This window comes from Devosia sp. SD17-2, from assembly GCF_029201565.1.
Lineage (GTDB): Bacteria > Pseudomonadota > Alphaproteobacteria > Rhizobiales > Devosiaceae > Devosia.
Genome location: NZ_CP104002.1, coordinates 3,748,636 through 3,772,451, shown reverse-complemented (window position 1 = coordinate 3,772,451; position 23,816 = coordinate 3,748,636). Strand labels below are relative to the sequence as shown.

19 protein-coding genes and 1 tRNA gene are annotated in these 23,816 nt (G+C 59.0%); 4 read left to right on the top strand and 16 right to left on the bottom strand.

The window, feature by feature from the left end:
* Positions 1–23 precede the first annotated feature (23 nt).
* From NYQ88_RS18570 to NYQ88_RS18525, 10 genes are all read right to left on the bottom strand, one after another.
* Positions 24–1,052 carry a peptidoglycan -binding protein gene (locus NYQ88_RS18570; protein ID WP_275652569.1) on the bottom strand — a complete coding sequence of 343 codons (1,029 nt, stop codon included), beginning with the start codon at positions 1,050–1,052 and terminating at the stop codon, positions 24–26.
* A gap of 3 nt (positions 1,053–1,055) precedes the next feature.
* On the bottom strand, positions 1,056–2,045 hold the full coding sequence (locus tag NYQ88_RS18565) for a flagellar motor protein MotA (protein WP_275652568.1): 990 nt from the start codon (positions 2,043–2,045) through the stop codon (positions 1,056–1,058).
* Positions 2,046–2,191: 146 nt separating this feature from the next.
* Positions 2,192–2,986: an inositol monophosphatase family protein gene (locus NYQ88_RS18560; RefSeq protein WP_275652567.1), complete on the bottom strand. Its 795-nt coding sequence runs from the start codon at positions 2,984–2,986 to the stop codon at positions 2,192–2,194.
* Between the two features lie 136 nt (positions 2,987–3,122).
* Entirely contained in the window at positions 3,123–4,298 is a 1,176-nt protein-coding gene (locus NYQ88_RS18555; RefSeq protein ID WP_275652566.1) for a tetratricopeptide repeat protein, read from the bottom strand.
* Positions 4,295–4,900, bottom strand: coding sequence for a thiamine phosphate synthase (locus tag NYQ88_RS18550; protein WP_275652565.1), 606 nt, complete (start codon positions 4,898–4,900; stop codon positions 4,295–4,297). The genes NYQ88_RS18555 and NYQ88_RS18550 overlap by 4 nt, the downstream gene beginning before the upstream one ends.
* Positions 4,901–5,162: 262 nt before the next feature.
* A complete protein-coding gene (locus NYQ88_RS18545) occupies positions 5,163–6,533 on the bottom strand; it encodes an IS1182 family transposase (RefSeq protein ID WP_275652564.1) in 1,371 nt (456 codons plus the stop codon).
* A 105-nt stretch (positions 6,534–6,638) separates the two neighbouring features.
* On the bottom strand, positions 6,639–7,667 hold the full coding sequence (locus NYQ88_RS18540; RefSeq protein WP_275652563.1) for a class I fructose-bisphosphate aldolase: 1,029 nt from the start codon (positions 7,665–7,667) through the stop codon (positions 6,639–6,641).
* A 248-nt stretch (positions 7,668–7,915) separates the two neighbouring features.
* Positions 7,916–8,350, bottom strand: coding sequence for a DUF2948 family protein (locus NYQ88_RS18535; RefSeq protein WP_275652562.1), 435 nt, complete (start codon positions 8,348–8,350; stop codon positions 7,916–7,918).
* Between the two features lie 217 nt (positions 8,351–8,567).
* A complete protein-coding gene (murA, locus tag NYQ88_RS18530; protein WP_275652561.1) occupies positions 8,568–9,860 on the bottom strand; it encodes a UDP-N-acetylglucosamine 1-carboxyvinyltransferase in 1,293 nt (430 codons plus the stop codon).
* 133 nt (positions 9,861–9,993) lie between these two features.
* Entirely contained in the window at positions 9,994–10,143 is a 150-nt protein-coding gene (locus NYQ88_RS18525; RefSeq protein ID WP_275652560.1) for a hypothetical protein, read from the bottom strand.
* Positions 10,144–10,270: 127 nt separating this feature from the next.
* Between NYQ88_RS18525 and NYQ88_RS18520 the strand changes: the two genes are divergently transcribed.
* A tRNA-Thr gene (locus tag NYQ88_RS18520) sits at positions 10,271–10,345 on the top strand.
* 186 nt (positions 10,346–10,531) lie between these two features.
* Positions 10,532–11,815: a site-specific integrase gene (locus tag NYQ88_RS18515; protein ID WP_275652559.1), complete on the top strand. Its 1,284-nt coding sequence runs from the start codon at positions 10,532–10,534 to the stop codon at positions 11,813–11,815.
* Positions 11,816–11,821: 6 nt separating this feature from the next.
* Here NYQ88_RS18515 and NYQ88_RS18510 read toward each other — a convergent pair whose 3' ends face one another.
* From NYQ88_RS18510 to NYQ88_RS18495, 4 genes are read right to left on the bottom strand one after another with little or no spacing between them, the layout of a single operon-like run.
* A complete protein-coding gene (locus NYQ88_RS18510; RefSeq protein WP_275652558.1) occupies positions 11,822–12,862 on the bottom strand; it encodes a hypothetical protein in 1,041 nt (346 codons plus the stop codon).
* Positions 12,859–13,602, bottom strand: coding sequence for a hypothetical protein (locus NYQ88_RS18505; protein WP_275652557.1), 744 nt, complete (start codon positions 13,600–13,602; stop codon positions 12,859–12,861). Before NYQ88_RS18505 ends, NYQ88_RS18510 begins: the two co-directional genes overlap by 4 nt.
* Entirely contained in the window at positions 13,602–16,181 is a 2,580-nt protein-coding gene (locus NYQ88_RS18500; RefSeq protein ID WP_275652556.1) for an N-6 DNA methylase, read from the bottom strand. Before NYQ88_RS18500 ends, NYQ88_RS18505 begins: the two co-directional genes overlap by 1 nt.
* 12 nt (positions 16,182–16,193) lie before the next feature.
* Entirely contained in the window at positions 16,194–18,731 is a 2,538-nt protein-coding gene (locus tag NYQ88_RS18495; protein WP_275652555.1) for a DEAD/DEAH box helicase family protein, read from the bottom strand.
* 132 nt (positions 18,732–18,863) lie between these two features.
* Between NYQ88_RS18495 and NYQ88_RS18490 the strand changes: the two genes are divergently transcribed.
* Both NYQ88_RS18490 and NYQ88_RS18485 read left to right on the top strand, forming a co-directional pair.
* Positions 18,864–19,547: a hypothetical protein gene (locus NYQ88_RS18490; protein ID WP_275652554.1), complete on the top strand. Its 684-nt coding sequence runs from the start codon at positions 18,864–18,866 to the stop codon at positions 19,545–19,547.
* Between the two features lie 144 nt (positions 19,548–19,691).
* On the top strand, positions 19,692–20,267 hold the full coding sequence (locus tag NYQ88_RS18485; RefSeq protein ID WP_275652553.1) for a site-specific integrase: 576 nt from the start codon (positions 19,692–19,694) through the stop codon (positions 20,265–20,267).
* A gap of 30 nt (positions 20,268–20,297) precedes the next feature.
* Here NYQ88_RS18485 and NYQ88_RS18480 read toward each other — a convergent pair whose 3' ends face one another.
* Both NYQ88_RS18480 and NYQ88_RS18475 read right to left on the bottom strand, forming a co-directional pair.
* Positions 20,298–21,536: a hypothetical protein gene (locus NYQ88_RS18480; protein WP_275652552.1), complete on the bottom strand. Its 1,239-nt coding sequence runs from the start codon at positions 21,534–21,536 to the stop codon at positions 20,298–20,300.
* 61 nt (positions 21,537–21,597) lie between these two features.
* Positions 21,598–23,340 (bottom strand): hypothetical protein, encoded by a 1,743-nt coding sequence (locus tag NYQ88_RS18475; protein WP_275652551.1) that lies wholly within the window; start codon positions 23,338–23,340, stop codon positions 21,598–21,600.
* Positions 23,341–23,816 lie beyond the last annotated feature (476 nt).

The following is a 23,816-nucleotide window of genomic DNA, read 5'->3' as shown; positions in this document are numbered from 1 at the left end:
GTCGGCGTGCAGCCGTCGGGGGATTACCCTTCGGTGAGCTTGAACTCGATGCGCCGGTTGCGGCGGTAGGCTTCGTCGGTTTCGCCCGGATCAAGTGGCGCAAATTCGCCGAAGCCGGCGGCGACGAGCCGGGCGGGTGCAACGCCCTTCGAGACGAGATACTCCGCCACCGAAATGGCGCGGGCTGCCGACAGCTCCCAGTTGGACGGGAAGCGGGCATTGGAGATCGGCCGCTTGTCGGTGTGACCATCGATGCGCAGCACCCAGTTGATATCGGGTGGTATTTCCGCTTCGAGCTGCAAAATGGCATCGGCCAGCGCGTCGAGTTCGGGCAGGCCCTCGGTGGCGATCGTCGCCTGGCCCGCAGAAAACAGCACTTCGGACTGGAAGACGAAACGATCACCCACGACGCGCACATCGGCGCGACCTTCGAGGATCTGCCGCAAGCGCCCGAAGAAGTCGGAGCGATAGCGCGCCAAATCCTGAACGCGCTGGGCCAGCGCCACGTTGAGGCGGCGCCCGAGATCGGCGATCTGGGTGCGTGATTCGGTGTCGCGGGCCTCGGAGGCCTCGAGCGCGTTTTCCAGCGCCGCGATCTGCGTGCGCAGGGCCGCCAGCTGCTGGTTGAGCAGGGCAACTTGCGAATTGGCTTCGTCCGACAATTGCTCGGCCGCGAGCAACTCTTCCTGCAGCCCGGCAATGGTGGAATCCCGGTCGCCCAGCCCGGCGCCGATCCCGGCCAATTGCCCGGCCAGCGCGGCGTTCTCGGCTTCGGTGGAGGAAAGCGTCGCGGTCAGAGCGGCCAGCTGGTCGGCCAGATCATCGGAGCTGGCGCGCTCGAGCTGCAGCAGTTCCGTCAGCTCGGCGATCTGGCTGTTGAGCCGGGAGAGCGCGGTATCGCGCCCCTGGATTTCCTGGCCGAGGAAAAACTGCGTCAGCATGAACAGGCTGAGCATGAAGATGATGACCAGCAAAAGGCTGGACAGCGCATCGACGAACCCGGGCCAGTAATTGGCCTCCTGCCGCCTGCGGGAGCGGGTCGAGCCTGCCATGGCCTAGTCCCGGCGCTCGGTCTGGTCGGCCTCGTTGAGCATGGCCTTGATCAGGTCGCGCAGCTTCTTGTTGGTTTCGCCCTGCTCGTTGATATAGCGCCGGAGATCGTCCTGCTCGGTGCGGATATGCTTGACCAGCCCGTCGATGCCGCGGGCCAGCTCGGCCATGGCACGGATCGCGTTCTGGGAGGAATTCTGGCTCTGCATGGTGGCGCCGATGCTGTCGATCATCGCCTGCATGTCCGGGCCGCCGGCATTGGCCTGCATGGCACTGACAGGATGGTCGAGCTCGGTCATGGAGGTCATCCAGTCTTCGAGATCGGTGTAGAAAGCGTTCTGCGCCTGGCTTGTCTGGAGGTCGAGAAAGCCCAGAACCAGCGAGCCGGCAAGGCCGAACAGCGAGGAGGAGAACGCGGTGCCCATGCCGCCCAGCGGGGCCGCAAGGCCTTCCTTGAGATTAGCAAACAGCGCGCCGCTGTCGCTCGAGGTCACGTCCAGCGCATTAATGACGCCAGCCACCGAGGTCACGGTTTCAAGCAGACCGTAAAACGTGCCCATGAGGCCGAGGAAGACCAGAAGGCCGGTGAGATAGCGCGACGTGTCCTTGGCCTCGTCGAGGCGATTGCCCACTGAGTCGAGGATGGAACGCATGGAGGAGGGCGTAATGATCGCCTCACCGATGCGCTCGCGCAAAAGGCCGGCAACCGGCGCCAGCAGAATCGGCGGGCGCACATTGGTGGTGGTGCCGTCCTGGAGGGAATTGACCCATTTCACTTCCGGGAACAGCCGGAAAATCTGGCGGAAACTGAGGAAGATGCCCACGAACAGGGCAAAGAAGATCATCGAGTTGATGAACGGGTTGGCCCAGAAAAAGCTCGTGATCTGGGTGAACAGGATCGCCCCCACCAGCGCCACCAGCACCAGAAAGATCACGATCTTGACGAGATAAACCGTCGGACTGGCCAGATGATAGGGATCGTAACCTTGCGACATCGTGCCTTTGCCCTGTCCCGCCTAACGCAAATCAACCGCCCCGGACTCTAGAGGCGGCTGATAGAGGTGACAATGGAAAAGCTTAACGCCTGTCGGGGCGTCAGTATGGCAGCCGGAGAGATTTGCGCCCCGACCGGTGCCCGGCCTTACTGGATGGCCTTGAGTTCTTTCATCATGGCGCCATGCAGGATTTCATTGCCAGCGACGATCTGGCCGTTCCAGACCGAACCGGGCTGGCCGGCGTAGTCGGTGACGAGGCCACCGGCCTCCTTGACCATGAGCAGGCCCGGCGCCACGTCCCAGGGCTTGAGACCGGCTTCCCAAAGCGCGTCAAAGCGGCCGGAGGCGAGCCAGGCCATGTCGACCGCGATCGAGCCGGAGCGGCGGATGCCGGCGACGGCCGGGTTGATATGGGCCAGCTGGCGCAACTGCAGGCCGTCATTGGACGTGCCCTGGGTCTTGATGCCTGTGGAGATCACCGCATCGGACAGGTGGCGGCGGGCCGCAACGCGCAGGCGCTTGCGGTCGGCGAGCCAGGCCCCACCGCCCTTTTCGGCGGTATAGAGCTCATCCATGATTGGGTTGTAGATCACCGAGGCGACAATATCGTCGCCGCGCTGCAGTGCGATGGCGACCGCAAACAGCGGAATGCCATGCAGGAAATTGGTGGTGCCATCGAGCGGATCGATGATCCAGGTATGCTGGCCGTCGGTGCCCTTCACCTCGCCGCCTTCTTCCATCAGGAAGGAATAGGTCGGGCGCGCCTTGCGCAGTTCGTCAAAGACGATCTGCTCGGCCTTGATGTCGGCCTTGGAGACGAAATCGGCCGGACCTTTTCGCGACACCTGCAGGTTCTCGACCTCGTTGAAGTCGCGAGACAGCGATTTGCCGGCCTTGAAGGCTGCGTTGACCATGACGGTGAGAAGGGCGGAACGCGCCATTATATTGTGCTCGCTTGGCTCATGCGGCCGGTGATGCGCCGCCGGGACCAAAGCCCGCCGCAGCGCCGGATGGACCACAAGGTCCTGCCGCTGATTGAAAGTGTGGCGGGCTTATTGCCCCAGAACGCGCGCTCGTTCAAGGGTCTTGGGCCTCTGCTTCGTCCTCGGCCGGTGTGGTTTCGGCTTCGGGCGCTTCGTCTGCCGGGTCCTCGGCGCTGCTCTCGGGCGTCTCATCGGCCGCCGGGGCGGCTTCCTCGGGCGCAGGGTTGACCACCTGGCTCGGCGCGTTTTCGGGATCGGTCGGCGCCGGCAACAGCGGGCCGATGATCTCGGCTGGCGGCGGGCTGGCGCTTTCCGTCTGGGCGCGCGGCGGGTTTTCTGGCCAGAAGCGGGCGCGCTCCTCGGCCCGGGCCAGCGCCTCGGGGGGGATGGAGACCAGCAGGCGGTCGAGCGAAGGATCGGTCAGACCCTGCCGACGCGCCAGTGCGCGCCACATGGCCGCAGTCTCCAGATCGAGTGTCGTGCCTTCGCCCACGGCCATCAGCTTGGACAGGCGGTTTTGCGCCACGGGATTGCCCGCTTCTGCAGCGCGCAGATACCAGGACGCCGCCGCTTCAATATCGCGTTCGATGCCCTGGCCGAGATAGAGCAGGGTGGCATAGTCGACCTGCGCATCGGCGAGGCCTTCTTCGGCGGCAAGCCCGATATAGCGCGCGCCCTCTTCGGCATTTGGCGCGACGCCCGCGCCCTCGATCAGCATCGAGCCGTAATCATAGAGCGCTTCGGGCAGCTCGGCCTCGGCCGCCTCGCGCATCAGCCGCGCCGCGGTAGTGAGGCTCGGCTCGGCATAAATGCCCTCCACATGAAGGAGGGCCATATTGTATTTTGCCGGCGCATAACCGGCTTCAGCCGCCTTGGCGAACAGCTCGGCAGCGCGCTTGCGATCTTTTTCGACGCCCACACCATCCTGGTAGAGAATGCCGAGCTCGAAAGTCGCCAGCGTGTCGCCATTGCCCGCGGCCAGCTTGTACCAGCCGGCAGCACGCTCGTGGTTCTGCGCGACGCCAAGGCCCTTGGCATAAAGCTCGGCGATCAGCGTCTGCGCGGCCGCGTCGCCCTGTTCGGCGCGTGGCAGCGCCAGCTCGAGGGCGGAGAGGAAATAGCCCCGCTGGAAAGCCCCAAAGGCGTAATCGACATTTTCGGGCGTGCCGAACACGGCATTGCTGATCGCCTCGGCATCACTCGACTGCGCCACGGCCGGCTGCACGAGGCAGAGGCAGGCGATGGCCAGGAAGCGGGCGCGCCGCGTCATGCGTTTTCCTGTGTTGCATCGGCGAGGGCCGCGAGGGCCTTAGCCGGATCGGCAGCAGACCACACGCTGTCCGAGAGCGCGACGAATTCTGCCCCGGTGGCCGTGATCGCACCCGGTTGTGCCGCGGGATCGGAATGGACTGCCGGAATTTCAAACGTCTCGGCCCACCACTGGGCAAATTCGGCGGCGTCCTTGTCCGGCGCGCCTCCGACGGGCCCGAAAAACACGTAATCGACGTCGAGTTCGCCGAAGCTCATCGCGTCATGGCGCGAGCTCACGGCGCCTGCGCCGACAATGCCATTGGGCTTGAGGCCATCGACGGCGGCGCGGATTGCCTTGGTGCCACCCTCGCTGACGTGAACGCCATCGGCGCCGAGGCGGCGCGCGAGTTCGACGTCATTTTCGAGGAGCACGGCGGCGCCGGCGGCCTGGCCGATCTGCACCACGCGCTCGGAGAGACGGGAATAGTCCTCGTCGCCCATCGTGCCGCGCTGCACCAGAATGGCCGCGACTTCAGGGCCCGCCAGCACGGCCATCAAACGGCGCGGAAACTCGACAAGGTCCGGATCGGCAGGGGTAATGAGATAGATTTGGGGAGCCATGAAAAACCCGACTTGCGACGCTGCAATTCCCTAGTCTGTCATTGGGGCAGAAAGGGGACCCTTTCTCCAATAGGGCAAGGGCAGGGTGCTGGCAATGGAAGCCCGCCGACGCATGGCCGGGGAGCCCGCGCAATAAAAAACGCGCTCCCGGGGGAGCGCGCAGACCACTGACAAACCCCGTCATTTTTGGGCGGGGTTTTGTTTTGTGCTGGGTTTGCCGGCTTAAGCGCCTGGTAGATTTGGCGCGCACAAGGCTCCCGCCTCATGCGAGGCTTGGTTTGGGGGCTTTGGTTAGCGCGAGGGCGATTTTCTTGATGTTTTGGGCGGCGGCGGCCAGGAGGCACTGGTAGGCGACGCGTGTCAGACTTCGGAACCTTGCATAGCGGTGTCCGTGAAGCTGTTTGGCGTCGGCAAAGGAGCGCTCGACCGTCTCCTTGCGGCGCTTGTAGATCGCCTTGCCCCAAGGCGTCAGCCGATGCCGATCGGTGCGCTCGCGTGCGTCGGCCCAGACATGGCGGGTGATCGTACGGGTTGCGGCAGCGTTGGAGGTGCAGGAAGCAAGCAATGGGCAATCGCAGCAGATCTTTGGATCCGAACGATAGTGGCGATAGCCGTTGCGATCTGTGGTGGCATAGGCAAGCAACTGGCCCTGCGGGCAGACATAGCCGTCTTGCGCGCTGTCATAGGCAAACTTTGATTTGCGCATCATGCCAGGGCGCGGCGGTGTGGGGTTGCGATAACCGGTGACACCCAGAATTCCGCGCGCCTCCAGCCCGTTGGCGATGCCCGACGTGGCATAGCCGGCATCAAGCCCGACGGCCTGAACGTCGAAGTCGAAACGCTGGCGCTGCCGATCCAGCCGGTCGAGATAGACGATCGAGTCATGCACATTGGCGGGCGTCACATGCGTGTCGGTGATGATCGCATGGCGACCATCGACGGTACGATGATCGAGATAGAAGAACCCCTTCGGCTTGCCCTCGCGCACCATGTAGCCGGCGTCCGGGTCGGTGCGCGAGACCTTGGTTTCCTTGACCTGCGGTTCACGCTCCTTGTCCTTCAAGGGCTTTTGGCCATGCAGCGCCCGCTCTGCCTCGATCGCCCGGTCGAGATCGGCCCAATAGTCCGAGCGCGACTTTTCGATCATCTGCAGATCATATTTGCCCTTGTTGGCATTGGCCTTCAGATGGGTCGAATCCGTATAAAGCACCGAACCATCCACCAGTCCGTGGCGGATCGCCTGCTCGACGATGTGATCAAAGATGTCCTGCGCCACATCCGTGTCGTTGAAGCGTCGGCGCCGGTTCTGCGACAGGGTCGAGGCGTCAAACACCCGATCCGTCAGCTTCATGCGCAAGAACCAGCGATAGGCGACATTGACCTCGATCTCGCGCACCAGCTGGCGCTCGGAGCGCACGCCAAACAGGTAGCCGATGAAGAGCGCCTTGAACATCAAGGTCGGATCAAGCGCGGGCCGGCCATTGTCGGCGCAATAGAGCCCCGCGACGCGATCATGAATAAACGAAAAGTCGATCACCGCGTCGATCTTGCGCAGCAAATGATCCTTCGGCACCAGACCATCGAGCGTCACCATCTCGAGGGCAGTCTGTTCAGGGCTGGGTTTCTTCAACATGCCCCAGTGAATCAAAAACCCCCGGCCAAAGCCAGGGGTTTGTCAGCAGTCTGAACGCGCTCCCGGGGGAGCGCGTAAAGTGGGTCAGAAGGTTGACGGTAAAACTCAGGCAGCGCGATCGATGGCGTTGCTCCACTGGCCCAGCGCAGCCAGCGAGTTCATCTTGGCGCGATGGGTAAAGGCGGCCTGTGCAGCCGGGAAGTTCTCGCGGCGGCCGGCCCAGGTGCGCAGCGCCACGTTCTGCAGGGCGCGGCCATAGGAGAAGGTCAGCGGCCAGGGCTTGTTGCCGATCTGGTTCATTGCCGACAGATGGGCCGTTGCTTCTTCGTCGGTCTGGCCCCCGGAGAGGAAGGCAATGCCCGGAACGGCGGCCGGCACATGCTCCTTGAGCACTTCGACGGTACGGCGCGCCACTTCCTCAACGCTCGGACGGTCGCGCGAGTTGATGCCCGGCAGCACCATGTTGGGCTTGAGCAGCATGCCGGCGAGGTCAACGCCAGCCAGGCGCAGTTCCTTGAACACGTTCTCGAGCACGTCGCCGGTCACCTGGGCGCAACGCTCCAGCGAATGATTGCCCGGCTCGCCGTCGCCAACCACTTCCGGCTCGACGATCGGCACGATGCCGGCTTCCTGGCAGAGCATGGCGTAGCGGGCCAGCGAGTGGGCATTGGCGCGGATATTGTTGCGGGTCGGGGCGATGTCATTGATGGTGATGACGGCGCGCCACTTGGCAAAGCCGGCACCCAGATGGGCATACTGCTCGAGGCGCTGGCGCAGGCCATCAAGACCTTCGGTGATCTTTTCGCCGGTATCGCCCGGCATGGGGAACGCGCCGCGATCGACCTTGATGCCGGGAATGCAATCGGCATCAGCGAGAATGGCGCGGAACGGCGTGCCGTCGGCAGCTTCCTGCTTGAGGGTTTCTTCGGTGAGAATCACGCCCGAAACATAGTCGCGCATCGCCTCGGTGGAGCGGAACAGCATCTCGCGATAGTCGCGGCGCAGATCGAGCGAATTGGGCAGGTTGATCTTGGCAAAACGCTTGGCGATCGTGCCTTCGGACTCGTCGGCGGCCAGGATGCCCTTGCCAGTTTCCATCAACTTCTGGGCGATGGAGTTAAGCGACTTTGTCATGGTGACCCTCATTGGAAGCGGTCCGGTCACATTAGACTTTGGTTTTTGCGCTTTCGATTAGACCTGCGGATATAAGACGAAAGGCTAGCGCGGAAGACGCAACTATCGGGGGAACTTTCCGCGCAACTGTGACGTCGCGCGCATGCGCAACTCCGCCGCGTGCACAGTGCATGTCTGCGTCGTGCCGAAAGCGCAGCTTTGCGAAAAGAAAAAAGGCCAGCGCCATTGGGGCGCCGGCCGAAGCGACATCAGTCCAGCGCGTGTGCCGGTTTGGCGGCGGCAGCCCAGACGGCCCCGAGATCGCCCAGCCGTGCTTCAAGGCATTCGACCTGAAGGCGCACCGTGCCGCCCCCCGCAAAGGTTAGTTCCACTACGCCCGAAACGCCATCGGCGCCGGGGGCGAAAGTGATGGCCAGCAACTCCAGCACGCCTTCGGGCGCATTGGGATCAAAGCCGGCAAAGGCGACATGTTCGACCCGGTCGAAATGCAGGCCTGCCCGTTTGCGCAGACCCTTGCTGCGCGGCGCTGTGCTGGTCCAGTCGTAGCGGTTCATCAGCAGGGCGAAGCGCCGGTCGCGACGCGCATAGCCCATGTCGACAACCCTCACCACGGCATCCTGCACATGGGCAGAAATGACGGCGAGATCTTCGTCATCGAGGGCAAGGAGCTTGAGATCGGTCATGAATAGGCCCTGGAAATTGTTCTGACCTTTATCTGGTCACGCCGGGATAAAACTACAAGTTCAGGGAAGTCCGGGCAATGGCGGGGGCGTTTGCGCCCCGGCCGGATTTTTGATTCGGGCTTCGCCCTTTGGATGGCGGCCCGCCCTTCGAGCACAGCTCTTCGGGCCTAGTGCGCTAAAATCGCTCCACCGGAGCGATTTTGTCAAAGGCCGCGCACTAGCCAGCGAGGCGCTCGATTTCGGCGCCGCAATTGGAGAGCTTTTCTTCCAGCCGCTCGAAACCGCGATCGAGGTGATAGATGCGGTTGACGATCGTCTCGCCCTTGGCGGCAAGGCCGGCGATGACCAGGGACACCGAAGCACGCAGATCGGTTGCCATCACCTGGGCGCCCTTGAGCTGCGGCTTGCCGGTGATGGTGGCGAGCTGGCCATCCACCGAAATATCGGCGCCGAAGCGAACGAGCTCTGCCACATGCATGTAGCGGTTCTCGAAAATCGTCTCGCGGATGTGGCTCGTGCCCGAGCTCATCGTCATCAGCGCCATGAACTGGGCCTGAAGATCGGTGGGGAAGCCCGGAAACGGATCGGTTTCCACATCCACCGGCAGGATGCCGTTGCCATTGCGCCGGACGCGCAGGCCATCGGCCTCGGTCGTCAGCTCAACGCCGGTCTGCGCCAGGATATCCAGTGCGGACTGCAGATGCTCGGGACGTGCGCCGCGCAGCAGCACATCGCCACCGGTCATGGCCGCAGCCATGGCAAAAGTGCCGGTTTCGATGCGGTCGGGAATCACTTCCACAGTCGCGCCATGGAGTTTTTCCACGCCTTCGACGATCAGCGTGCGCGTGCCGATGCCCGAAATCTTGGCGCCCATGGCCACGAGGCATTCGGCGACATTGGTGATTTCCGGCTCCTGCGCCGCATTCTCGATTGTCGTCGTGCCCTTGGCGAGAACCGCTGCCATGAGGATGGTGTGGGTCGCGCCGACCGACACTTTGGGGAAGACGATATGGGCGCCAACCAGCCCACCCTTGGGGGCGCGGGCGACGACATAGCCTTCGTCGATATCGATCTCGGCGCCCAGCGCCTTCAAGCCAAACAGGAAGAGATCAACCGGGCGCGTGCCGATGGCGCAGCCGCCCGGCAGGGAAACGCGGGCTTCGTGGCAGCGGGCGAGCAGCGGCCCGATGACCCAGAAGCTGGCGCGCATCTTGGAGACAAGCTCATAGGGCGCGGTGGTGTCGACGATATCGGCGGCGTGGAAGGTCATGCGCTGTCCGCCACCTTCCTGTTCGCCGCGGCGGCGACCATGCACGGCGATATCGACGCCGTGATTTTCGAGAATGCGTTCCAGCTGCTTGACGTCGGCAAGGCGTGGCACATTGGTGAGCACGAGAGGCTCATCTGTCAGCAGCGAAGCGATCATCAGTGGCAGCGCGGCGTTTTTGGCGCCTGAAATGATAATGTCGCCGTTAAGCGCATTGCCGCCGACCAAACGTATACGATCCATTAAATGGTTCCTCTGAACCGGCCCCTGTGGAGCCTTCTACCTGTAGGGAGGTAGGCGAGGTCTTCTGTGCCACGTAAGCCAGACCAGCCGCGCTCATGCGAATATGTGACGTCTCAGTTCGCCTGAAAATGGTTTACGGTTTCTTGACCGTGTCCGATTCAGGAGCCGGTGCATCATCCCGGGCAGCGCGCGCCCGAGCCTGATCCTTGCGGCGCTTGAGGTTCTCGCGAAGCTTTGCGGCCAATCTTTGCTCACGCAACAGGGCTTCGTTTGACTTGCTCATTGCCTTCCTGGCTACCGGTGATTCACAGGCGCTGTTGATAGGCGTTTTTTATGCTTGCGTCGAGATAAACCCTATGGCACTAGGCTGCCTGTCGCCGAGAGGAACCTTCCCCGGCGCCAAATCAGATGCTGCCGTAGCTCAGTGGTAGAGCACTCCCTTGGTAAGGGAGAGGCCGACAGTTCAATCCTGTCCGGCAGCACCAGTTTTCCTAAACATTTCAGTTACTTACCCCTTCGGTTGCGAGTTTGAGCCATCGGCTTTACCGCTAGCACGCGGGTAACACGCCAGTTCCCCGTTCATATTTTTCAAGGACTTAGCGGGTAGCTTGTGCCCGTGTTAGCACGGCCCTAGCACATCGACACACCGCATAAAGTCGAAGGGTGCCAGCATGAATGCCATCGACAAACGCCCTTACGAACTGTTCCAGCGTAAGGACAGCCCAAACTGGTGGATGCGTTTTTCTATCGCTGGCCACGGCCAAAAGCGGATCGGCCTGAAGACGCCAGACTTCGAGCTAGCGCGCGTGCTAGCCGAGCGAGAGTACCAGAAGTCGGTTTGGTCAGCTGAAGCAGGAGTTTTGCAGGGGAAAACCTCCTTCAGCAAACTCGCCCAGCAATACCTGGATCGGCTCGACAGGCTCAGGGCTACTGACCCGAAACAGGATACCAAGTACTTTCACGATAGGGGTATCATCGACCGCTATCTGGTCCCATATTTCGGGAAAAAGACGATCACTTCGATAACCCACGCCAAAGTGCAGGAGTTCGTGGAGTGGCGTCGCCAGTACTGGACCACCGGTCCAGGTAAGGACGAATACGCGATCAAATACGAGCGAGATGGGAAGCAGTTTTCTCGGCCGGTTCAGCATATCGAGCCGGCACTATCCACACTCCGGCGCGAGGCCGTAACCCTACGGAATGTATTCAAACAGGCGGTCACGCTTGGCTACATTAAAGCGGCTGATATCCCTGCACCGGAATTGGCCACCGCTCCCAAGAACAAGCGTCCTTCGTTCACTGAGGCGGAAGTCGCCACTTTGCTGACCGAAGCGATGAACCGTATCGCGTTTGTCGGGAAACCCGACGAGCCCCAGCGGATGGTGGATGCAAAAACACGTTTCGAGCGCGTGATGCTTTGGGGGTTTGTGCAGATAGCCATCCACACAGGAATGCGACCGACGGAGTTGCACAACCTGTCCTGGTCCAATGTCGAGGGCCTTGAGGTTGCCCGAAAGACGGCCATCAAGGATGGTCGTATTCGTATTGTAGCCTACGGGAAGGGCAAAGCACCGCAACGGCTCGTTCCAAACGTTGAGGCCCTGGGAGGGTTCATCGCGCTCTGGGATGCATTCAAGTCCCAGTTTGGCCGCGATCCGGGCCCCACTGACGCCGTTTTTGTGAACCTCGATGGCGGGCGCGCTCAAAGTTACAAGAAGAGCCTCAACAGCCTCCTAGAGGCCACTGGTTTGAAGGCTGACGCCTTTGGTCGCGTGCGAACGGCTTACAGCTTCCGGCACACCTATGCGACGAACCAACTTCGCAAGGGCACGGACATCTACACGCTGGCCATCAACATGCGAACCTCGGTCAAAATGATCGAGATGTACTATTCGGATGTGGTGCCTGATGATGTAGCGAGCAGGCTGGAAGGCAGCTTCGATCCGGTGTTGTGAAGCTAACTACTCAAGTCCAAATTCTGACTTTAGGAAATCCACGGTTGCCTGATCGCGTAATTTGCAGACAATGTTTTGGTTGGCGAACGCGCCCTTGAACCACTTGCCATGGTTCCGATCGGCCGTTTGTTTCCAATCGATACCCACAACGTATTCAGCAAGTTCCGCGTTGTCCGCATGCCGGCCCAGGTTCTGCCCTAGCAGGGGTTGCTGTAGGAGAGGCCCCTCGGGCGTCTGAAAGTCAACGGCGGGTGTCTTTTCGGCCGTAACAATACCGTAGCCTATGTAGCCATTGCCCTTGTCGAAGACGAACACCTCGTCCCCTACGCTGAGCTGATCGAGCCGCTTGGAGTAGAAGTCTCCGCCCCCAGCGGCGATGAAGCCGTATTTGCGATAGTCCTCCCATGACCGATTTTCGTTCAGCCCAGCATTGGCGAACCAATAGCCGGACCATGGCGCTCGAACTTTGCGCTCTGAACGCTCCTCAACTTCCTCCTGGTCGAGCAAAAAGTCGGTGGTCAACCATTCTTGACCATTCGCCTCGAAGACGTTGAAAAACACGGTGTTGATTGCAACACCGTGCTCCTCGGACAGGTATTCCACGATGCGCTTAGATGCCGGGTCTAGCTCGCTAGCAACGATCAACATGGAATGGCTTGCATTCAATTGATCCGGTATCGCTTCACCGAATTTCTCTCGGAACGCCGTCGCTAGCCGCTGATTGAGATATTTCTCCGCGCGTTCATAAATTTCGGGAGTGGTGAGCGTGCGGACCCATGAAGCGTAGTCCAGAACCTGGGCGACGATCTCGCGAGGGGTTCGGTCTTTTTTAAGCTCGATGATTATGAGCGCACCTGTGGGGTCAATGGCCAGCAGATCAATGAACTTCCCGTGGTCGGTCGGCACCTGTCGCCCGATGATCATGGCGTCGAGCCCGGCAAGCGTGGGGTCGGTGGCGAGCCAATCCTCAATCAAACTCTCTTTGGTGAGGGCTCGACGTTTAGCGGGGACGAGCTGATTTCCGACAATCCCGTATAGAGAAGTCATGCAGCTAACTCCGCATCTTCAGCAGGGTAGAGTTCGGTCAGCGCTTCTTTAAGGACGATCATCTCATCGTAGAGGTCGTGAGCCGACAATGGAGACAGGTCGAATCGTCGACAAAACGCTATGTCGGCGGCAGACATGTAGCTGGCGTGGATGAGATTTGCCGTTATCTCATCCTTGGGATCAGTGTACTCGCGCTCTTCGATGTCGGCGCTGGTTTCGATGAAACGACGATACAGCTCAGAAATCACCGGCTGCATATGCTGCTCAATGTTCCGAACCTCTTTCATCATTTCCGCTATTTCAGCATCAATAGCTGCTCGATCATTGAAGAAGACGTTGCCGGTGGGGTGGGCAATCTTATTTCTACGCCTGACGAATTTCGCAAATTCACCTACTTGTTGATTGGTGCACCCAATCAACTTGAGAAAACGAAATATCTGGCTCTCTTTGAGGCTTTCGTAGAATTCAAAGGGCGTTTCGCAGGACACCAACCGGCTTTCGTGTTTGTCGAAGCCAACCATAGCCATGGCAAACTGCTCTGGTCTGGCCAACCTGATCTGCCAAATCGAAAAGCTGACAAAGCTCATGTAAAGCAGGTGGAAGGCAAGGCTGGCAAACTCATACCGCCCGTCGTCGTAGTTGGTCTGAAATGCCGACCAAACGAAGTCGAGATAAGCTTGTTCATTGGCATTCGCGAAAGACCGCGGCAGGTACTCTGCCAGCTCCAGCGCTTCCTCCATCAGGTCTCACCCTCGGATTTGGCTGCCCCCCAGACACGGGCGATGGCGGCGTTGATCTTTTTCTCGAAGCGGACGATCAAGTCGCGGTTGCCGCCCACGAGGGCTTGCTCGGCTTCGATTTCGGCGACGAGGGCTTGCTGAAGGTCTAACGGTGGAAGAGGAACCTTGAATTCTTTCACTTGCGAGGTTGTCAAGTTCCTGAAGATTGATCCAACCGACTGCCCACCGTTCTGTTCGTGTTGCGCCATAAGCCAAAAATATAGGAAGCTCGGGTGGATTTCTGAAGACAAACTGCGGAAACCTACAAAGCCGTCGTGAATGCAGCAGTCCTCTGCCAAGATCGCGGTGAGCCCCGGATTGCCGCTGACGGCCATGACCACTTCGCCCTTTTTCATCGGTCGGCTCTTGATCGCGCCCAGTTCAGTTAGGCTATCAATTCGAGGAGTGACGTGCATTCCATCGCGGGTGATGTCAGCCACCATAAGGCGCGGGACAGGTCCCCCAAAAAAAGTTGGGTCGCCTTGAGGTCGCGGCGATGAACCTCTGACGACCTCTGCCAATTCTTCAATTGTCGTCATCGGCCAGTCAGGATCAACTGGGATGTGGGGGCGGTAGTTGTCTACAACGGTACGGGCACCGTCGATGACGCGCTGATAGCCGTCGACCTCGGCCATAATCTCGCGCTGCACCTCAAGCGCCGGGAGGGGGATTTCGAAGCCTTCCACAAACGCTCTTGGGACCCGTTGCAGGCCTCCGGTGCCTGTCATCTGAGGGACGGCTTTGGCTCGGAAAGCCTCGTGCGTGATGCACCGATAGACCCATTCGCCAAGCACGTCTTCGCCGGGGCGAAGCACGTAGAACTCGCTTGATCCGAAGCCTACCCCGTTGCGAAGGTTCCGCGCGATGCCTGCCTTGCCGTTCTCGAAACAGGGCGTGACCTTAGCAAGCAGAACGTCACCGTCGGCGAAAAAGGTGTAGCTTGCGCCCACCTCCCCCAGCGTCTTGCTCTCCTTTGCTTCGAAACCAATGCGCCATTCGTTTAGGTCCGCCATTGGCACAAAGGAAACCTCGGTTTCAGGGGGCAAGTCCTGAAGGTGCTTCTTGGGCGGGTTGATCGTGCACACTTCACCGATGCGGACGCGCGGGATGTCGTGCTCTTCCTTGGTTTCTGGTTTGTAGCGTTCGCCGCTTAGGTTGTAATTGCCGCCTATGGCAAGATCGGCTCGCTGAACCGCAAAGCCAAGATTGCTTTCCAGGCCCTCACCGCCGCCTGACCGGGCGGCATGCAACCACGCCCCAAGCTCAGTCTTAACCTGCAACAGTTGCGACCCCTTCACCGCCTTGCGCTGTGCGCCAAGGGCGAAGCCATCATTCTCGATCTTGAAAAAGGCGACATACCTGCTGGCTTTGGCAGCAGCCCGATCAAAAATCAGGATCGAGGTCTTCACGCCGGAATACGGGTTAAAGACGCCAGCGGGCAGCGAGATGACTGCGGCAAGGTGGTTTTCCACCAGCATTTTGCGCAGGGCCACATAGGCGCTCTGGCTTTGGAAGATGATCCCCTCGGGCACGACGATGGCGGCGCGACCATTCGGCGTCAGGTGTTCGGCGATGTAATCGACAAACAGGACTTCACTGCGCTTCGACTGCACCTGAAAACGGGTGTGCGGCTTTATCCCGCCTTTCGGCGACATGAAGGGCGGGTTGGCGAGGATGACATCGGCCATCTCGGTCCATTTGTCTTCGCTGGTCAGGGTGTCGTATTCCTCGATCTTCGGGTCGGCGAAGCCATGCAGGTAGAGGTTGACGAGCGACAGGCGCACCATGTCGGGCGAGATGTCATAGCCCTTGATGTTGCGGGCTAGGCGGGCGCGGTCTTCGGGCGCAAGCAGGTCGCCGGAGTAGCGCATTGGGCTTTCCAGCGCCTGCTCAGCAGCGTCACCCTCAGTGCCGGTGCCGGCGTTGTTTGTCACCCCGGTCGAGTTCTTTTTTAGGATGTGCTTGTAAGCTGAGATCAGGAACCCCGCCGTGCCACAGGCCGGGTCCATGATTACCTCGTTCTTCTTGGGGTCGATGATTTCAACCATGAAGTCGATGATATGGCGCGGCGTGCGGAACTGGCCTGCATCGCCCTGGCTGCCCAGCACCGATAGGAGATATTCAAAGGCGTCACCAAGCCGTTCGCTGTGGTCGTAGTTGAACGTGTCGATCTCGCGTAGGAAGGCGCGCAGGGTTTCAGGGTCGCGGTAGGGCAAATAGGCATTGCGAAAAATGTCACGAAAAAGCTTAGGCAGCCCCTCGTTCTGCACCATGTTGGTGAGGGCTTCAGCATATGTGTTGAGCATGTCCTGTCCGGACACACCCGGGGCCACCAGTCTCGCCCAGCGGTAACGCTCGTACTCTTTGGTGAAAAAACGCCGTTCGCCTCCCAGCTCTTCGGCCTCAAGGTCCATGTCATCCATGAACTTGTAAATGAGAGCGATGGTAATCTGCTCGACCTGGCTCTTGGGGTCAGGAACCTTACCGACCAGAATATCGCGGCAAGTGTCGATGCGACGTTTTGTGTCGGTGTCGAGCATATTAGTCTTTCGTCATAAGAAGGGGTTCAGGGACACATAGTCCTTGATGTATTCGGGGATGCGCTTACGCCATGGCACAGGCACTTCCTTTAGGTCGCGGGTCGTGAAGGTTGGGTTGACGTTCAGGTCGCCAAAATGACCTGCATCGATCAATGCTCGCACTTTGGGATCGCGGATATATGCCTCGAAGAAATAGCGAATTTGCCTAAGGCGGTCTGCTTCTTCGGGCTTTTGGTCGAGTACGAATTTGCGGAACTCGTCTTCGATTAGCTCGTCTTTCGACTTGAATTTCGAGATATGCCCGAAAGCCTTCTCCAGCAGCTCTCTTATGGATATGCGACGGTCCACACCCGCAGCTTGACGCAACCGTTCGAGATTGAAGTAGTCGTTTGGCTTGTCGAATAGCTCCTCGATCACGCGACGCGCTGCGGCGTCCCAGTTCTGCTTTTCTACAAGGTCGGACAATTCCTGATCAGACCGGGCAATCTGCTCGAACTTCTGGAAAAGCTCGCGATCAATGCGCATCCCTTGCGCACCAACCTGCTGCTCGAACTGATAAACGACCTGATCCGGCTCGGTGAACTCAAAGGTGCTGCGAACGGCGGGAAGGCCGCCATCACCACCGCCAATTTCCAAAGGCGCTGCGGCGATTTTGGGGAGCGTCAGCTCCTCATCATATTGAAACTTCTCTTCGAAATACTCGCAGTTGGCGAAGAAGTCGAAGAGGCGAAACTCCTTCTTGGCCACCCGGCCGAGCGACGCTTTTTTCGCCGGGTCAAACACCTGGTCAGCAAAGTTGTGCCCCCGTGTTCCCCTCCCCTTCATTTGCACAAAATCAGATGGCGAAAAAATTGGCCGCATAAGTGCCAGATTGAGAATGTCCGGGCAGTCGTAGCCAGTAGTCATCATGCCCACGGTGACACAAACACGTGCCTTGCTGGTGCGATAGTCCGACGCGAATGCACTGTGTCCGCCGAGATTGTTGTTGGCGAAATTGATCGTCATGCGCTGGGCGTCTGAAACTTCGCTAGTGACCTGTATTGCAAAGTCTGACTGATACTTGCCAGGCCAAAGCTGTTCGGCCATTTCGTTGAGCGTTTGGGCAATTTTGGCGGCGTGGTTCTGGCTCACGGCAAATACGATGGTCTTGCCGAACTCGCCCGAAATTGGGTCACGCAAACCGTTCCTCAGCAAGGTTTGGCAGAATGCCCCATTGGTTGCCTCAGCGAAAAAACGCTTCTCGAAATCTCTGACGGCAAATGTTTCCTGGCCAGTGTTTCCATCGTCATCTGTAACATCCAGGACGAAACCTTGATCCGACAGGAGCTGGGTGGTCACAGAGGTTCGGGCATCGACAACATAAGGGTTGATGAGGAAGCCGTCTTTTACGCCATCCAGCAGCGAATATCGGAAGGTTGGCTCACCGGTGTCACATCCGAAGGTGCGGTAAGTGTCGAGCATCATCCGGCGCTCGGTCTCGCGAGGATCGCGGACGGATTGGGGCGATTTCGATTGCTTCAAAAAATCTTTGGGTGTGGCGGTCAACCCGAGCTTATAGCCGATAAAGTACTCGAAGACCGCCCGCGCGTTGCCGCCAATCGAGCGATGGGCTTCGTCTGATATGACGAGGTCGAAATCAGTGGGCGCGAAAAAGCGACGGTACTTGTCATTAAAGAGCAGCGACTGCACCGTGGTCACTACGATATCCGCTTTGCGCCAATCGTCGCGCTGCTCTTTGTATATGATGGACGTGAAGTCGTTTTTTAGCAGTTCCTTGAAGGCTTTGTCGGCCTGAACCTCTAGCTCCAGCCGATCAACCAGGAATAGGACGCGCTTCGCATTTCGTGTCTTCAGGAACAGCTTGATCACAGCAGCTGAAGTCAGGGTTTTGCCGGTGCCAGTAGCCATTTCGAATAGAAAGCGGGTTGAGCCCTGCTTCACAGCTTCCTGCACGCGCATGACGGCGCGCTTTTGATAGTCGCGTAGAAAGCGCAGCTTCGCCTTCTCGATGAATGGGGGGCGCTCCTGCTCATTCTTCCATGCGGCTTCGCTGGCGTAACCCGGCATTTGGGTAAGCACGATAAAGTCGCGGTCTACCGGCTCTGAGGATAACCGCTCTGCGCTGGGTTCAAATGCGTAGTGATTTTTGATCTCGCTTGGCCCGGGGAATTTCGAGATCACTACCGGGTTACCCTGCTCCAGGTCCCAGAGGTAGTGAATATTGCCGTTGCTAAGGATAACGAACCTGGCATTTTGAGAGCGGGCATATTTGCGGGCCTGCTCTTTGCCAACAAGCGGGTTTTTACCCTCCGATTTCGCTTCCAGAACAATCAGCGGCTTTCCATCCCGATCCAGTAGTAGGAAGTCGATGAAGCCGTCCGTCAACTTCTCGAAGTCGGCGCCAAGCGCGTCGATGTCGGCATGAGCTACCTTCACGTTCGGCTCAAGGACGACGTTTGCTGGTCCGTTGGTATCAGCGAAAAACCGCCATCCGACTTCTTCCAGCAGCTTGTTGATCTTGATCCGCGCGGTCGCTTCTTTTCCGATCAATTAGCCCTCCCGGCAGGAAGCGTAAATCGCTCAGCCAAAACACTTATCTGAAAACGTTTGTAGGAAAGTTGTTGCCGCTTTGGCTATAGGTGTCGGCACAAGCAGTTTATCGGCGTGCGGAGGAAGGGACGAATGGCTTTCGATGCCAGCACTAGAGAAGCCGTGCACGACTACGCCAGTGGGCATATCAAGGACGAAGCGTGGCATACGGATTACTTTGAGTTCCTAACGGACCGAAAACTGGCAAAGCGCCTGGGCGAAGAGTTCATTTCGGCCAGGTACGTCTACAAGTTGCTGGAGGGCCTGGAAGCCAAGGATTGGCTGCTGCGCGCACAGATCCGTATCCAAGTGATGTCCTACGCGTCGATTTACGAGGCGGCCCTCCATTCCATATTGTTCACCGACCTTGCTGAGGAGCCGGCAGTAGTTGCTCTCACTGAGTTTCCGACCAAGAAGGAAATCTCAATTCCCAGAGCTAGCCTGTCCGTGCTTGAAAAGCATCTGGAGCACGAAGGCCGGAAGATCATCCCTACCTATGAGGGTGTGGGGAGAACCGACGAAACCAAGGTTCGATTTGACAGAAAGGCCGAATGCGCCTGTTCGCTGGGCTTGGTGGAAACATGGCTGAGAGACGAACTGATCGAGTTCTACGAGGCCCGGAATGCTATCCACATCCATGCCGAGATACGTAAGAGCCTGACTTACGAGATCGACCTTGCCAAGAGAGCCTACTGGCGCATGCAGCCCTTTCGGGAACAAATCGCGTCCTGGCGAACCAGGGAGGCCGCATCGCCGACCGAGAACGAAACCTCATAGAATGTATGTTTTATTAGGTTCTCGAAACCACCCCAGACGCCCGCAATCCTTGGGCTTGCGGGGTATTTGAAGTCTTTGGTCGCGCGGCAGCGACAATGGAAACATCATGAAAAGTAGCCAATCCCGGCCTTTCATGAGGTTCCCATGCGCCAAGCCCGAGTGCTCACCGATCCCGAATTCAAACGTCTGCTGGCAGTGGTGGGACAGCGCAAACATGCTGCCCGAGATCGGTTCGCGCTGTTCCTGTCGCATCTGGCCGGATTGCGTGTTGGAGAAATCGCCGGGCTAATCCTGCGAGACGTGTTCGAGGCCAGCGGTGAGGTGCGCGAGCAGCTTCGAGTTCGCGCCAGCATCGCCAAGGGTGGACATGAGCGTGTCGTGTTCCTGAGCGAACGCCTGCGCCGAGAGATCGTCCGCTACCGCGATGCCGTCCCAGGATTTGCCCAACGGAAGCCGGAAGCGCCGCTGCTGCTCACGCAGAAACGGACGGCATTCTCCTCGAACACGCTTTGTCAGCTAATGGGTCAGCTCTATCGTGAGGCGGGTCTTGACGGGGCGTCTTCGCACTCAGGACGCCGCTGGTTCATTACCCAGCTGGCACACTCGGGGGTGTCCCCAAAAGTGATCATGACCTTGGCTGGGCATCAGAACCTGACTACGACCCAGCGCTATATCGACGTCCGCGATGACATGATGCGGGCAGCGGTCGAATTGCTATAATCGCTGCCCCGGTTTCTTCTTAGAAGAACGTCAACGCTCGTCGTCGGTGCCGTTGAGTGTACTCGCGTAGTGCGTCAGAAACTGACGATACTTCTTGAGGTGTACGTCTGGCCGGCTCGTGCCCCAGATCAAGTCAAATGCCTCCCACGACCGCCTAACATGCCATGGTGTGCCGCCTCCGACCGTGACCTCGGCGTCGGCCAAGCGGTTGGCTTCGGCAATGGCTTGCACCTCCTTGTAGACCTCATGGTTCGACAGCATCATCAGTCCAGTGGCGTCCCAGCCGCCGAGGCGGTTGGGATTGCCGGGGTTGAAATCCCCATAGGTGCAAAGATCACCAAGTGGGCTTGGAAATGGAAACGGCTTGGACCTATCGAGGGCACTGGCGCTCTTGGAAAACTGGTAGGGCCACAGCGAAAAGTCACGACCCGTTTCACGCAGACCTCGCGTGATGATGTGGTTGGCCTGCACATTGCGAAACGCCCGCGCACTATCGTAGCTTATGCGAATTGGGCGCTTGAGGTGCTTTCGCATAGCCTTCTGCAAACCCGTTAGCATCACGCCGAACCCCGGCTGGGCAGTGCCGAGCACGTGTATCCACTGGAGCCGATCCAACAAGCCGGCGTCGCGCATCTGGATCAGCCGGTCGTTCCAAAACCACATATCCTGCTTGGTGTCGCCAGCCAGGGCGATGCCCTCAAGGTGCCGCTGATACGGTGACATACGCTTGAACCAAGCGTCAGCCTCGGCATGGTCGCGCCCCTGCATGACATTGCAGATGATCATGTCGGCGCGACTTCGGTTGCTGATGGCGTACTGGGTGTTCTGCTCGGTCTGGTTCAGGCATTGGTCGAACTGGGTATAGCCGCTGCCCTGAACATTGAGGCTGCGTGTCGGTACATCAAGAACTATGCCAACATCGCAGTTGCGCTCCTGCCATTGCAGCACCTGAACCCGGAAGATCTTATGGGGTGTTTTGATGCTGCCGCCGATAACGGAGAAACCTCCACTGTCACCCACCACGGTCGTGCTTAATCTGTCGCGGGTCGTTATCATTGTGGGGTTCAATTGGCCCACCCCAAACGCTGCGCTATAGAGCACCGCCTCATACGTGAAGAGGCTGCTGGTCGATTGCAGAAAGTTAAGATCCGCCATAGTCAGCCCACCGGGCAACGGCCTTGGGGCGGGGTTCATGACGGCGTTGGCAAAGTTGAAATTGGGTGCAGGCAAAAAGAGAGCGTGCTCGGGATTGGCCGAGATATTGAGCATGATGGTTCTTCTTGGGAAAGGGATCTAGAAGGAGGCGGGCCCGCGTGGCCCGCCTGCACTGTCAGTCCAGCGTCATGGACGTGAAGCACTTGCTGGACAGCTTGTCGTCCCCCAACAGCGCTGGAATGTAGACCGCGTAGTCGGCCCGCTTCGTGGCAAGGTCGATCCGAACAGCGCCATCAAAATCTGTAGCAATGATCATGTCGCCCTGAACGGGAAGCATAGCAACGGCAGCCACAAGAGCGTGCAAATCCGCCGACCGAATTTTCACTACCCCAGCCTTCGCGGACTTCGCCACGAGCTTAAGCGCTTGGTCCGACGTGCTGAACTTAGCATGCGTGCCATCGAAGTTTATCGTTACCGCCTTGCCCCCCGCCGACTTCAAGCCCTCGGAGACGACGGCAAGCAACCGGCGAGCGTTCTCGTCCAACGCGAACTGCAGTTGGGGTTTGAAGTCCTTGTTCCGGACATCCAGTGGCAAATTGCCTGGCTCAGAACGTAAGGGTTCAACAAGGAAGCCCACATCCTGCCTGGCTTCGTCTTCCGCCGCGTTGGTCGTCAGCACGACGCGAGAATGACCAAGTGTGTCGCCGGGTCCATCAATCCGCACATCGAACAGCTTGCGGCGCTCACGGTCCACGATATTGGCCTCTGCCTTCCGTCGACCATAAGTCTGAAAGTGGTGAAGCTTCTTCGGCCAGTCGGTGAGGATCGGCTGATGGGTATTAACCACCACGACCAAGCTGTCCGGGTTCAAGATCGGCGATATCAGGATTGTGCCATCAGGCCTCAGCACAAAGTGCCGAGACGCAAGTCGCTTCTTGGTTCTCCGGTCGGAAGGATCTTCAAGACCGTTGACGGCAATGTTGGTCTTGCGTTCCTCAACCATCATCCCGGCTTGAAGAAGCTCCCCGAGGGTGTCCACTAGCGGATCCACTGGTGCAATCGACTGCAAGGCTTCTGATAGTAAGGGGCCGAAGGGATCAAGCATGGTAGGCAAGGAAACCACCTTGCCTGCCACTTTAACTTCCAGCGCGATTGTAACAATTGGCGTGCCTACTCCTTCAAAGCCCGCCAACAGAGCTTGTCGGCCACGCTCCTCCAAGAGCGCGCTGACATTGGCAGCCGGAAGTTCAATCCAACTCTCGCGTTCGTCGGGCGTTTGGCGATTGGACTTGCGCTGCTTGGCCGCGAGCGCATTGATACCGCCAGCTTTCTCCAAAAGCTTTTCAACCGCCTTGATGCCGTTTCCATCGGCAGTGATCTTCGCGAACTTCTCCGGGGGCAGGGCCAGGATCAGGTTTGTCAGACCCTCTACAGCCAAGGACCAGCGATCCAGATATTGGCCGTGCTGCTTGGAAACTTTCTTGTCCTCAGAATAAGGCTTGAGGCCGAAGGTCCCAGCGACCGCCATCGCGGCAAGGTGCTTAGATTTGATCTTATCGGTATCCACACCGATATCGGCGGCCTCCTGTGTCCAATCGTTATCGGGGAATATCGCCATCTGGAGCGCCAACGTGGCGATGCCGCTTTGGGTACCCGCATCTCCCAGCAACATCCCACGCGTGGCATCGGAGCCAGCCTTCAGCCGCAGTGCAGTCCACGCGTCGTTGATCTGGGCCTTGGCGTCTTCGTCCAACCCCGCAATATCTGCCACGCTGATGGCATCGACATTGGAAGCCGCAAGTCCAGAAGGGTTTGAGGGTTCGACCTGCACGCGGTCGGTCACGGACACCATGCGGTCAGATGCGACATCGGCGGTAGCAGTTTCAGGGATGATGTTAGCTTCGAGCGAAATACTCATGTCGCAATTCCTTGCAATAGCAATCACTCCAACTGGCTCACCATGAGCTAGTCGGACAAACACACAGCGATGTGCTTGGTGGTACGTGCGGCCTACGACGCCAGGGTCTTTCACCCCACGACCTCAGTGATTGCGATAAGCAAGGGCCTGCTATGCAGGCGTACGGCTTTTCGCGATCACCTACCACTAATCATGCCCTTAAGTTTGGGTCAAGACGAAAAATGCCGGTTTCTTGAACCGGCATGCACTAGGTATGAATTTATGGTTAATTTAGTTTCTTCTTAGAAGAACGGAGTGGGGATTAACTCAGTGCCTGTGGTTCTTGCCGTTGTGATGTCTGAGTATGTTGATGTGTCAGGCTGTGTGAGTGGGAGTGTTTGTTTCAGTCTGTCATAGCAATTCAATTGCGCGGCTCTGAAGGATCAAAGGCGCGCTCTGTAACTGCTATGCCGGTCCCCGCAATGTCAGCCGCGCGT